Source organism: Rhizobium sp. CC1099 (genome assembly GCF_029714385.1).
GTDB lineage: Bacteria > Pseudomonadota > Alphaproteobacteria > Rhizobiales > Rhizobiaceae > Rhizobium.
The window spans coordinates 857159-869359 of the sequence record NZ_CP121641.1 but is presented as its reverse complement, the minus strand read 5'-3'; the positions used below and the strand labels follow the sequence as shown (position 1 = coordinate 869359).

Annotated in this window: 8 protein-coding genes; 5 read left to right on the top strand and 3 right to left on the bottom strand. The window is 60.7% G+C overall.

Translation table 11 applies throughout. The features are described from left to right. Positions 1–56 precede the first annotated feature (56 nt). Together QA644_RS04315 and QA644_RS04310 are read left to right on the top strand one after the other, a co-directional pair. Positions 57–248, top strand: a complete 192-nt coding sequence (locus tag QA644_RS04315) for a hypothetical protein (RefSeq protein ID WP_283071234.1) — start codon at positions 57–59, stop codon at positions 246–248. Positions 249–294: 46 nt separating this feature from the next. Continuing rightward, positions 295–444 carry a hypothetical protein gene (locus QA644_RS04310; RefSeq protein WP_167377852.1) on the top strand — a complete coding sequence of 50 codons (150 nt, stop codon included), beginning with the start codon at positions 295–297 and terminating at the stop codon, positions 442–444. Here the strand turns inward: QA644_RS04310 and QA644_RS04305 are convergent. Further along, positions 441–1331 (bottom strand): hypothetical protein, encoded by an 891-nt coding sequence (locus QA644_RS04305; protein ID WP_283071232.1) that lies wholly within the window; start codon positions 1329–1331, stop codon positions 441–443. The genes QA644_RS04310 and QA644_RS04305 overlap by 4 nt on opposite strands. 212 nt (positions 1332–1543) lie before the next feature. Beyond that, complete coding sequence (locus QA644_RS04300) at positions 1544–2482, bottom strand: DMT family transporter (protein WP_194729281.1); 939 nt, start codon at positions 2480–2482, stop codon at positions 1544–1546. 306 nt (positions 2483–2788) lie between these two features. Here QA644_RS04300 and QA644_RS04295 point away from each other — a divergent pair, with 306 nt between their 5' ends. The 3 genes from QA644_RS04295 to QA644_RS04285 all read left to right on the top strand — a co-directional run bounded on the left by QA644_RS04295 (position 2789) and on the right by QA644_RS04285 (position 9218). Beyond that, positions 2789–3892, top strand: coding sequence for a methyl-accepting chemotaxis protein (locus QA644_RS04295; protein ID WP_283071231.1), 1104 nt, complete (start codon positions 2789–2791; stop codon positions 3890–3892). A gap of 176 nt (positions 3893–4068) precedes the next feature. Continuing rightward, entirely contained in the window at positions 4069–6717 is a 2649-nt protein-coding gene (gene pepN / locus QA644_RS04290) for an aminopeptidase N (RefSeq protein ID WP_283071229.1), read from the top strand. Between the two features lie 182 nt (positions 6718–6899). Next, positions 6900–9218 (top strand): PAS domain-containing sensor histidine kinase, encoded by a 2319-nt coding sequence (locus QA644_RS04285; RefSeq protein WP_239599589.1) that lies wholly within the window; start codon positions 6900–6902, stop codon positions 9216–9218. On the opposite strand, the gene QA644_RS04280 is transcribed toward QA644_RS04285, so the two are convergent. After that, entirely contained in the window at positions 9215–12169 is a 2955-nt protein-coding gene (locus QA644_RS04280; protein ID WP_283072449.1) for a bifunctional [glutamine synthetase] adenylyltransferase/[glutamine synthetase]-adenylyl-L-tyrosine phosphorylase, read from the bottom strand. The two genes, QA644_RS04285 and QA644_RS04280, sit on opposite strands and share 4 nt — an antisense overlap. Between the last annotated feature and the right edge of the window lie 32 nt (positions 12170–12201).

Genomic DNA, 12201 nt, shown 5'->3' with positions numbered 1-12201 from the left:
TGCTGCACTGCAATATATAGTCTTGTCTTGGGAGGAATCTGACAGGAACCAAGGCAATGAAGGCAAGTTTTCGTCCTATACACTGCGGGTTTGAAACCCTCCGCCTGGCAAGTGATCCGGCTCGCACCACGCAAGGCTACAGCCGCTTGGGCTTTGCGACCAACGAGCAGATGATCGCCCGCGGGACCGGTATCGGCGGCCGCACGGCGCGGCCCTCCGCAATCTTCGTGGATTTCCAGGAATACTGAGATGAGCGCGCGGCCCGGCATCGGGCGCGCGATCGGAGTCTTTTTGATGTCTGCAGTTCTCGTTTCGCTTCTGAGCAATATCGACACGATCGAGCATATCCGCGCTGCCGTCTGCGCCGCGAAGGAGTATCAGCGCGAGCTTTCCACCGCCAAGCCGGATTCGCTGGTCAAAGAAATCGCGGCGATCGCGCTTTAAGCTTGCGCCAGCACTTTGGCCGGCACGCACTCCAGTTTTGCCCGGGCAACGTGAAAGGCGTCCTCGACATAGGCAAACTTAACGGCCTGCCAGCTGCAATATTCCCTGACGAAATCGCGCGACACCCATAACTGCGTCTTCCTGGGCTCGTCGTACCAGCCAACGCAGCCTTGTTGCACCGCCTTTGCAAAGAGGCGCTGGAGGTGCGTTCGCGACATCATGAAATCGCCGGCCAGATTGCGCGTTTCGACGCGGCCGACGTCGAACCTTTCGGTGTCGGCACCGTTAAGGTCAATTCGAGCCATGAGATAGTCCACTACCAGACCGCCCGCTTCCGTCCAAAGAAAGAGCGCAATGGGCTGCGGCGGCTCCCGCCAGGCCGTATCTTCGAGGCAGCGGCGGGCAACCAGCGGCTGGGCAATCCGAAGGAGCTCCGGATGCGCCTGCAGGCAGCCGGCGCGATCGCCGTGGTCCAACATGTCGAGAGCGGCGAGATTGGCGAGGAGCCAGCCGTACATTGCCTGATTGCTGACTTCGGCCGGTTCGAAATGACGCGGACGGCGGCGCTCTTCGCCCGGCGCATGGGTGATGAAGCGATAGGTGAAGAGCTCTTCGATGAAGTTCAAAACCGTGTTGCGGCTCGCGACCTTGTGTCGTGTTATCAGCGTCGTCAGCGAAACTGCGGAAAGCCCCGAAGAGGGATCGCCAGGATCGTACTGCATGGCGAGCGCATAGGCCGTCTGGGTGAGGAGCCAGCGCTGGTGGGAGGTGAGCAGACGCGCAAGGCGCGGACCGGCTTGGAACATGCCGCGCAAAGTCCCGGCCAGATGACGGATGCTGAGCAGAAAATCAGGGTGCCGCGCCAGTTCTTCTGCCGTAAATTTCATGGGCGTCCCGCTCGCAAGCCAGCGTTCGGAGCAGCTAAGCACGGGGACCAGGATCCGGCATCAGCGGCCAATCAGACATGCAAGGCTTTGAATAAATGAAGTTTCGTCATATTTAGAAACCACATTTGGGGGCCGATTGGTATCCTTAAATTTCGCCAGTGCATTCCCGGCCGGGTTGGACGATCGGCAGGCGGATTTCTGCCTTGATCCGATCAGGGCTGCGGCGTGCCGGCTTTCCGGGCTTTGCGGCGTTCCAACCCGAGTTGATGCTCGCGGTAGATGATGAATATGCCGGCTGCGATGACGATCGCCGTTCCGACCATCATATGGACGCCCGGGACATCGCCAAACACGAAATAGGCGACAATGCCGCCAAGCAGGATCGACGTGTATTCGAACGGCGCCACTGTCGACACATCAGCGTGACGGTAGCTCTCCGTCAGAAGAATTTGCCCGACGCCGCCGCAAAAGCCTGCGCAGACCAGCAGAAACATCGTGTCGAGATCGAGCGAGGCCCAGCCGAACGGCAGCGTCGCGAGCGAGAAGAGCGATGCGATCATCGAGAAATAGAGAACGATCGTCGCCGTCCTTTCCTCTTCGACGAGCTTGCGGACCTGGATCATCGCCATGCCGGCAAGCACGGCGGACATCAGGACGCACAACGCCCCGACCCCCTGTTCTGCCTCCATGCCGCCCTGCCTGAAAAGCGTAAGCTTGGGCCACGAGACGATGGCAACGCCAATTATACCGAAGAAAACCGCACTCCAACGGTATATTCTGACCGTCTCCCCAAGGAAGACTGCCGCGAAAATGACCGCGATCAATGGTGTCGCATAGCCGAGCGCAATCGCCTCCGGCAACGGCAGATGCAGTAGGCCGTAAAACCCGAAGCCCATGGAAAGGATGCCGATCGTGCCCCGCTTTAGATGGCCAATCGGATTTGCCGTACGGAAGGCCGCCCGCAACTGTCCGCGATAAGCAAGATAACCCATGATCGGGAAGAGCGCGAAGAAGGAGCGATAGAAGGTCACCTGCCCCGGCGCGACATCGGAACCGGCGAGCTTGATGAAGGTCTGCATGCCGAGAAAGACCACCACCGATGAGACCTTCATCAGGATACCTCTCATCGGGTTTTCGAAAGCCGACTGCATGTCAGAAACTCGTGCGCCAGTAATTTGAAGCGGGGAAATACGTCAGACTCGACGCAACATGACTGTGGCAGGCGCTGCGCTCGAAGAACAGGCCAAAAGTGAAAAAAAGGCGCCGGCGCATTCAGTTCCCTCGCATTACGGCGCATGGCTGCACAAAAAATCAGCACAAAAGAGATGTGCCCAAAAATGTTTGGTCGAACATTTCAACTCTTAATCTTTTGAAAACCATAAACTCGCATTGATTTCAGCAGTATCGCAAGCGTCACTTTCATAACCGCCACTTCAATTGTTGCCAGGATCATCTCCATGATGCCGCTTAAGACAAGCGATCAGACACAGCAGACCGCAACGCCGCGTTCCATGCGCATTGTGACGGAAGGGATCGGTACCGATCTTGAGCATTTCAGTTTAGCCAACACGCATGTGGTGAAGCAGATCAAGCTGCTGGCGATCAACGCACTGATCGAGGCCGCTCGCGCGGGCGAGACCGGCAAGGGCTTTGCCGTCGTTGCCAACGAGGTACAGCGTCTGGCGCAGGTTGCAAGCGATATCGCGGGAAAATTCGAGAGCAACGTCCTTGGCCGCATCGGGCTGTCGCGGACGACGGCGGAATCGCTGGTGAACGAGATGGAAGGCGTGAGGTTGACGGACCTTGCGCAAACCCTCGTCCAGCTTATCGTGCGCAACCTCTTCGAACGGACGGCTGACGTGCGATGGTGGGCAACCGATACCGCATTGTGGCAGGCCCTGCAGGAGCCGGGCAGCGACAAGGCAAGCTTTGCGTCCGAGCGGCTCGGCGTGATAAACCGATTCTACACGGTCTATCTGGACCTCGTGCTGACCGATCTTTCCGGGCGTATCGTCGCCTCGGCAAATCCCGAGTTCCAGCGCAAAGTCACCAACCGTTCGCTTGCCGGCGACGCCTGGTTCCAGGCGGCGGCGCATTGCAAGTGCGGCGACGACTACATCGTCGACGAGGTCCGCCCCAGCCCGCTGCACGACGGCCGGACCGCGCTTGTCTATGCCACCGGCGTCCGCGAAGGCGGCAAAGTCGACGGGGCGATCGTCGGGACGCTCGGCGTCTATTTCGACTGGCAGAACCAGGGACAGGCGATCGTCGACAAAGAGGCCAACCTGCCGCCGCAGGTCGCGGAAAAGACGACCGTCATGCTACTCGATGGCGCAAGCAGGATCATCGCCGCAAGCAATCCGGCGCTTCTCTTCACCCACTTCGCACTGCAAAATCAGACAGGCCAATCCCGCGGCAGCTACTACGACAACAACGGATCGATCGTCGCATTTGCCAAGACCTTGGGATACGAAGATTATGACGGTCTCGGGTGGCACGGCGTCGTCGTCCAGCGGACAGAAGACGATGCTGCCATAAGGGCCGCGCTCAATCTCAGATAGTGCACGCTCGTCCGCTTGTCATCTAAGCATCTCCGCCAATTGCGGCAATCAAACTTGCACTCCCTCCATTTCGCTTTAAGTTTAGTTCAGACTTTAATGTGATGATGCTGCAAAACCTACGGCAGAGCATTCGCGTCTGTCCCAGCCCATATCGATAAAGGTCTTCAGGGAACACTATGCGTACAGACACGGGCCAGGTCATCAATCTGGCAGACTACCGCCCCACCGATTTCGTTCTGGAACGCGTGGACCTGACCTTCGACCTTGATCCCACAGAAACAAAAGTCGAAGCGCGATTGATCTTCCATCGCCGCGAAGGTGCCGACCCGAAGGCGCCGCTTGTTCTCGACGGCGACGAGCTTTCACTTTCCGCTCTGCTCTTCGACCAGATGGAAATGCCGCCGGAGCAATATACGGCGACAGCCGATAGCCTGGCCGTCTACAACCTTCCCGCAGCCGACCCCTTCGAACTGACGATCTCAACGATCATAAATCCGCAAGCCAATACCCAGCTGATGGGCCTCTACCGCACCGGCGGTATCTACTGCACCCAATGCGAGGCCGAGGGCTTCCGCCGCATCACCTATTTCCCAGACCGTCCGGATGTTCTGGCGCCCTATACTGTCAACATCATCGCCGACAAGGCCGCCAATCCGCTTCTGCTTTCCAACGGCAACTTCCTCGGCGGCGCCGGCTATGGCGAAGGCAAGCATTTCGCGGCCTGGTTCGATCCGCATCCGAAGCCGAGCTATCTCTTCGCGCTCGTCGCCGGCGATCTCGGCGTCATCGAGGACACGTTCACGACGATGTCCGGCCGGGAGGTCGCCCTGAAGATCTACGTCGAGCACGGCAAGGAGCCTCGTGCAGCCTATGCCATGGACGCCCTGAAGCGCTCCATGAAGTGGGACGAGGAGGCCTTCGGACGCGAATACGATCTCGATATCTTCATGATCGTCGCCGTTTCCGACTTCAACATGGGGGCGATGGAGAACAAGGGCCTCAATATCTTCAACGACAAATATGTTCTCGCCGATCCGCAAACCGCAACCGATGCCGACTACGCCAATATCGAAGCGATCATCGCGCATGAATATTTCCACAACTGGACCGGCAACCGCATTACCTGCCGCGACTGGTTCCAGCTCTGCCTCAAGGAAGGCCTGACCGTCTATCGCGACCATGAATTCTCGTCCGATCAGCGCTCGCGTCCGGTCAAGCGCATTGCCGAGGTCCGGCATCTGAAGTCGGAGCAGTTTCCGGAAGACGCCGGCCCTCTCGCCCACCCGGTTCGTCCGACGAAGTATCGGGAAATCAATAACTTCTATACGACAACGGTCTACGAGAAGGGCAGCGAAGTCACCCGCATGATCGCCACCCTGCTCGGCAAGGAGACTTTCAAAAAGGGCATGGACGTCTATTTCGATCGCCATGACGGCCAGGCGGTCACGATCGAGGATTTCGTCAAGTGCTTCGAGGATGCGAGCGGCCGCGACCTTGCGCAGTTCTCGCTTTGGTACCACCAGGCCGGCACGCCGCTCGTCACCGCCTCCGGCAGCTACGATGCGACCGCCAAGACCTTCAGCCTGTCTCTGGAGCAGATGGTTCCGGCGACGCCGGGCCAAACCGACAAGAAGCCGATGCATATCCCGCTCAGCCTCGCCCTCTTCGGCGAAAACGGCGGCAAGATCGAGCCGGCCTCCGTCGAAGGAGCCGAATATACCGGAGAGGTGCTGCATCTCATCGGCAGAACGCAGACTGCTGTTCTCCACGGCATCGGATCGCGGCCAGTCGTTTCGATCAACCGCAGCTTTTCGGCGCCGATCAACCTGCATCTCGACCAAAGCCCCGCCGACCTCGCGCTGCTCGCCCGTCACGAGACGGACCATTTCGCTCGCTGGCAGGCGCTGACCGATCTGGCATTGCCGAACCTGCTGAAGGCTGCGCGCGATGCGCGTGAAGGCAAAGCGATTGCCTGCGAACAGACCTCCATCGATGCACTGCTTCATGCCGCCGCCGACGAGAGCCTTGAGCCCGCCTTCCGCGCCCAGGCGCTCGCCCTGCCGAGCGAATCCGACATCTCCCGCGAACTCGGCAGCAACAACGATCCGGATGCGATCCATGCCGGGCGCCAGGCCGTCATGAAGCAGATTGCAGATCGTGGAATCGCAATCTTTACCGGTCTCTTCGAGAAAATGACCACGCCGGGCGACTTCAGCCCTGACGCAAAGAGCGCCGGCCGCCGGGCGCTCCGTAATGCCGCGCTGACCTACCTTTCCTATGTGGAGAATGGCCCAGCACGCGCCAAGGCTGCGTTCGACGCCGCCAACAACATGACCGAGAGGCTGCACGCGCTGACGGTCCTGGCTCACCGCTTTCCCGAAAGCGGTGAAGCGATCGCCGCTCTTTCAACATTCCGGGACCACTTTGCGGAGAACGCCCTCGTCATCGACAAGTGGTTTTCCGTGCAGGCAACCATCCCTGGCCCCAGCGCGCTCGACCGGGTCCGCAAGCTGATGGAAAGTCCGCTCTTCAAGCGCACCAATCCGAACCGCGTTCGCGCGCTTGTCGGCACGTTTGCCTTCACCAATCCCACCGGCTTCGGCCGGGCCGATGGCGAAGGCTATCGCTTCCTGGCGCGCGAGATCCTCGATATCGACCAGCGTAATCCGCAGCTTGCTGCCCGCATCCTGACATCCATGCGTTCATGGCGGTCGCTGGAGCCGGTGCGCGCCGGTTTGGCCCGCGCTGCTCTGACGGAGATCGAACACGCACCCGCCCTTTCGACGGACGTTCGCGACATCGTCGAGCGCACGCTGAAGGGGTGATTTGCTCGCCACAGGCGCCGCGCGAGCCTGCGGCGCTTCGAAACGTCTCGGCAAAAAAACAGCACTTATAGATAGTTAACAGATTTTTACCTTTCCCTCTGGACACGGCGAATCAGTAATGATTCATTGAGTGAGGTTCGAGCGAGCGGCGCTGCGAATCACACGAGGGATCAAGGCTGGTGATGATGAACGTGCGGCGGGCAACTGCGGCCGGAGGGCGGCTGCGTGTTGATTTTGAGGGGCTTCGTGCCTGGCACGGCAATGCCTCCAACCGCACCGCGGCGATCTCCAAGCCGATAGCAAACCGCCTTCCGCACACCGAAATCATCCTAAAGCGCGCCATCCCGGCACTGATCGTAGCCTTCCTTGCCGTCGTCGCAGCCTCGCATCTTTTCGGGATGATGTCGGAATATACCCGCATGGGCGCAGCCGCCCGGCATGCGACCGCACTTTCGGCGGCGACCGCCGCGGCCGTATTTGCCGATTCCAGCGATCTCTTCGACAACGGCAGAGCCGCCGAAGCCCAAGCAAAACTTGCGAAATTCCTGCCACAGGACCGTCTCGGCAGCGGCTCCTTCATTCTGCTCGTGCAGACGAGCGGCAAAGTCTTCGCCGCATCCACCGCGGGCCTTGCCTATGTCGGATCGAATGCCGGCGATTTCTTTCCCGAGGTTTCCGCCATCCGCCGCTTCGGGGATCGGGCCGGCGTCATTGAAACGACGATCAGCGGCAATCCGCATTACGCCGAAATCACCCTGGTCGGCAGCACCGGCGGCTATATCATCGCAGCAACCTCGCTGGACGAGATCGGCAGGCTCTGGCGCGAAGAGCTGACACTCAACGTGACGCTGTTTGCCGGCATTTCTTCGATCTTGCTGGTAATCCTTTACGCCTACTACATGCAGGTCAAGCGCGCCCGGGACGCCGACGAGATCTTCGTCGAATCGAACCAACGCGTCGAGACAGCACTTTCGCGCGGCCGCTGCGGGCTTTGGGATTTCGATTTCGACAGCCGCGAATTCTTCTGGTCGCGTTCGATGTACGGCATGCTCGGCCTGCCGGCTTCCGACAGATCGATTTCCTTCGGCGACGCGGCGCGGCTGATGCATCCGGAAGACGGTGGGCTGCACGAAATCGCGCGCTCGATCGCCAAGGGCAGTTCCGGCCAGGTCGACCAGATCTTCCGCATGCGCCATGCCGGCGGCCACTATGTGTGGATGCGCGCCCGCGCCCAGATGATCCGCAGCAATTCCGGCCGCGTCCACATGATCGGCATCGCGATGGACGTGACCGAGCAGCATCGCCTCGCGCAGCGTTACGCCGAGGCCGACCAGCGCCTTGCGGACGCGATCGAATGCACGTCGGAAGCCTTCGTTCTCTGGGACAAGAATGACCGCCTGGTGATGTGCAACGCCCACTTCCAGCAGGCCTACGGGCTCCCAGACAGCGTCCTCGTTCCAGGCACCGAGCGCAGCGTGGTCAACGCCGCAGCCGCCCGGCCGGTCATCGAGCGCCGCATGGCGGATGCCGATGGCGCCGGCCATTCGCGCACGACCGAGGTCCAGCTTGCCGACGAGCGCTGGCTGCAGATCAACGAACGCCGCACCCGCGACGGCGGCATGGTTTCGGTCGGCACCGACATTACGCTTCTGAAGCGCAACCAGGAGCGCCTGCGCGAATCCGAGCGGCGTCTCATCGCGACCATCGGCGACCTCAAGGCATCGCGTCAGACGCTCGAAAGTCAGAAAGCTGCTCTTTCGGTCGCAAACGCCAACTACCAGGCCGAGAAGGAACGCGCGGAAGCGGCGAACAAGGCGAAGTCGGAATTCCTTGCCAACATGTCGCATGAGCTGCGCACGCCGCTCAACGCCATCCTCGGCTTCTCCGAAATTCTGCAGAACCAGATGTTCGGCCCGCTCGGTTCGCTGAAATACGACGAATATGCCCGCGACATCCATGACAGCGGCAAGCACCTGCTCAACGTCATCAACGATATCCTGGATATGTCGAAGATCGAGGCAGGGCACATGAAACTGCACCGCGAGAAGATCGATCTTGCGCCGCTGATCGAGGAAAGCCTGCGCTTCACCGCCATTCCGGCCGCCCAGAAGAACATCGTCATCGAGCAGCGCGTTTGTGATGGCATGACGCTGACGGCAGACCGCCGCGCCATGAAGCAGATCCTCCTCAACCTTCTCTCCAATGCGGTGAAGTTCACCAACGACGGCGGCCGTATCGCGCTCCGCACCCGCCGCGATGCGGCAGGCGTCATCGTCACGATCGCCGATACCGGGATCGGCATCCCGCACGAAGCGCTCACGAAGATTGGCCAACCTTTCGAGCAGGTTCAGAGTCAATATGCCAAGAGCAAGGGCGGTTCCGGTCTCGGCCTCGCCATCTCCCGCTCGCTGACGGCGCTTCACGACGGCAAGATGCGTATCCGTTCGCGTGAGGCGATCGGCACCGTCGTCTCGTTCCGCATTCCGGACGGAGCGCGTTAGGAATTCACCGTCGTCTGGAATATCTTCCGGACAGCCTTCGAAAGCCGTTTGATCTCGCCTTCAAGCGTCTTGACGTCCGGGCAGTCCCCTGCCCTGCACACCAGCTCGGTCAGCCCGGACGGCGCCTCGGCGGGATTGAAAGGCCCGTCGATGCAAAGCCGGATCAGCTGCGACAGCTCCGTATAGAGCGTGAACGCCTCCAGGCAGAGGTCGAGGTCGGCCGCCGGCAGGAGCTTCGCCCCGAGCGTCTTCAGCGCCTCGCCGGTATTCATCCCGCCGATCTTCGCCGTTACGCTCCTCGCCGGCGCGATCAGCGCCAGATATTGCGCAATGAATTCGATATCGATTACGCCGCCCGGAATAAGTTTCAGATCCCAGATGCCGTCCGGCGCTTTCTCCTTGTCGATCAGTTCGCGCATCTCAGCGACGTCGCGGCTCACCTTTGCGGCATCGCGTCTCTTTGAGAGAACATCGCGGATGATCCGTTCCGCCTCGCTCATCAGGCTTTGATCACCACAGATCAAACGGGCGCGGCTAAGCGCCATATGCTCCCATGTCCAAGCCTCGTCGCGCTGGTATTTCTCGAAAGACCTGATGCGCGTGGCGACCGGGCCTTTGTTTCCCGAGGGGCGAAGCCGCATGTCAACTTCGTAGAGAACGCCTTCGGCGGTCGGCGCCGAGAACGCCGCGATCAGACGCTGCGTCATGCGGGTAAAGTAACGCACGGCATCCAATGGCTTCCCGCCGTCGGATTCGGAAGCGGCATCGTCATAGTCGTAGAGCAGGATGAGATCGATGTCGGAGCCCGCCGTCAGCTCGAAGCTGCCAAGCTTGCCCATGCCGGCAATGGCGACCTTGCCGCCGGGAAAATCGCCGTGTGCCGCCCGCATTTCCTGCCTGACCGCATCGAGCGCGGCTTCGATCGCAAGGTCGGCCAGATGGGTGAAGGCGCGAGCTGCCATCAGCCCGTTGATCGCGCCGGTCAAGAGCCGGATGCCGATCAGGAAGCGCTGCTCGGCCGCAAAGATGCGCAGCCGGTCCAGCACCTCCTCGTAGTGGCCCGCCTGCGCCAGCGATGCCTTCAAACGTTCGCCGAGATAGTCACGCGTCGGCAGCTCCGCCATCAGTCCCGGATCGAGCATGCCGTCGAAGACGTGCGGCTTGGCGGCGATCACCTCGGCAAGCTTTGGCGCCGAGGACATGATGTTGACGATCAGCGAAAGCAGCGCCGGATTGCTGCCGAGCAAGGAGAAAAGCTGAATACCGGCCGGCAGGCCGGAAATGAAGCTGTCGAAGCGCAGCAGCGCCTCGTCAGCCCGCTTGCTTTCGCCGAAGACGCGAAGCAGCTCCGGCGCGAGCTCCGTCAGCCGCTCCCGCGCTTCGACGGATTGTGTCGCGCGATAGCGGCCGTAATGCCAAGTGCGGATAATGCGGGAAATATCGGACGTGCGCTTGAAGCCGAGCTTCTTCAGCGTCTCCAGCGTATCCGGATCGTCGGCCTGGCCCGTGAACACCAGATTTCCGGTATCGGTCGACAGCCTGGTCTCCTGCTCGAAGAGCCGCGCATAGCGCCGCTCCACGGTCCGCAGCACCTCCACCAACCGCTCAGCAAAACTCGGCGTATCCGTAAAGCCCATCATGAAGGCGATGCGCTTCAGATCGGCCTCTGTTTCCGGCAGCAAATGCGTCTGCTCGTCGCGCACCATCTGGATGCGGTGTTCCACATCACGGAGAAACCAGTAGGCCTCTGTCAGTTCGTCGCGGGTTTCCGCATCGATCCATTTCGCCTTGGTCAGTTCGGCAAGCGTCTCCTCCGTGCCGCGGCTGCGCAGCGCCGGCATGCGCCCGCCGGCGATCAGCTGTTGCGTCTGCACGAAGAATTCGATCTCGCGGATGCCGCCGCGGCCGAGCTTGACATTGTGCCCCTTGACCGCAATTGCGCCGTGACCCTTGTGCGCGTGGATCTGCCGCTTGATCGAATGAATGTCTGCGATCGCCGCATAGTCCAGATATTTGCGGAAGACGAAGGGCGCAAGCCCGCGCACGAACCCCTCTCCCGCCTTCATATCCCCGGCAACGGGCCGCGCCTTGATGAAGGCTGCCCTCTCCCAATTCTGGCCGCGCCCTTCATAGTAGATCATCGCGGCATCGACCGGGATCGCAAGCGGGGTCGAACCGGGATCGGGACGTAGGCGCAGATCGGTACGGAAGACATATCCGTCGGCCGTGCGCTCCTGAAGGATTCGCACCAGCCGCCGCATCATCCGCGGAAAGATGTCGATCGCATCATCCGGATCAGGCACGATGCCGGCATGCTCGTCGAAGAAAACCACAAGATCGATATCGGATGAATAGTTCAGTTCCGATGCGCCGAGCTTTCCCATCCCGAGCACGACCAGACCGGAACCTTCGCTCGGATTTTCGGCGTCCTTCAATTGCAGTTTGCCGGCCTCATGGGCAGACAGCAGCAGATTGTCGATCGCGGCCTTGACCGAGGCTTCGGCCAGGGCGCTCAGCCAGGCCGTCGTCTGCCGCCCGTCGAAGAGCCCGGCGAGATCGGCGAGAGCGACAAGAAACGCCACTTTCCGCTTGATGGCACGCAACCGGCTCATGACGGCAGATTCGGCAGGCGAAATCCCGTCTTCGGGCTTCCAGCAGTCGCGCGCCTCAGCGATCAGCACTTCGATCTGCGGCTCGACAGGCGATGAAATCGCAGCAGAGAGAACCGCATTGTCTATATTGGCAATCTCGCGAAGATAGGGCGAAAGCGTCAGTACCGCAGCGATGAAGTCGGATAGCGGTCCACCTGCCTTCAGCAGTGCCGCGACGGCCGGTTCGTGTCTGCCGATATCCTGAAGGTCGGCGAGCGCCAGCTTGAGCTCGGATTGGTTCAGTGGTCGCAATAAACCGCCACCCACGTCCTTCAGGCTGTGTGTCGAATTCGTCAGCATTTCACCTCCCGGTGCCGCCGCGCCCGGAATAA

Coding starts and splice junctions, on each gene's coding strand:
- QA644_RS04315 (WP_283071234.1), top strand. CDS start 57: ATGAAGGCAAGTTTTCGTCCTATACACTGCGGGTTTGAAACCCTCCGC.
- QA644_RS04310 (WP_167377852.1), top strand. CDS start 295: ATGTCTGCAGTTCTCGTTTCGCTTCTGAGCAATATCGACACGATCGAG.
- QA644_RS04305 (WP_283071232.1), bottom strand. CDS start 1,331: ATGAAATTTACGGCAGAAGAACTGGCGCGGCACCCTGATTTTCTGCTC.
- QA644_RS04300 (WP_194729281.1), bottom strand. CDS start 2,482: ATGCAGTCGGCTTTCGAAAACCCGATGAGAGGTATCCTGATGAAGGTC.
- QA644_RS04295 (WP_283071231.1), top strand. CDS start 2,789: ATGATGCCGCTTAAGACAAGCGATCAGACACAGCAGACCGCAACGCCG.
- pepN (WP_283071229.1), top strand. CDS start 4,069: ATGCGTACAGACACGGGCCAGGTCATCAATCTGGCAGACTACCGCCCC.
- QA644_RS04285 (WP_239599589.1), top strand. CDS start 6,900: ATGATGAACGTGCGGCGGGCAACTGCGGCCGGAGGGCGGCTGCGTGTT.
- QA644_RS04280 (WP_283072449.1), bottom strand. CDS start 12,169: ATGCTGACGAATTCGACACACAGCCTGAAGGACGTGGGTGGCGGTTTA.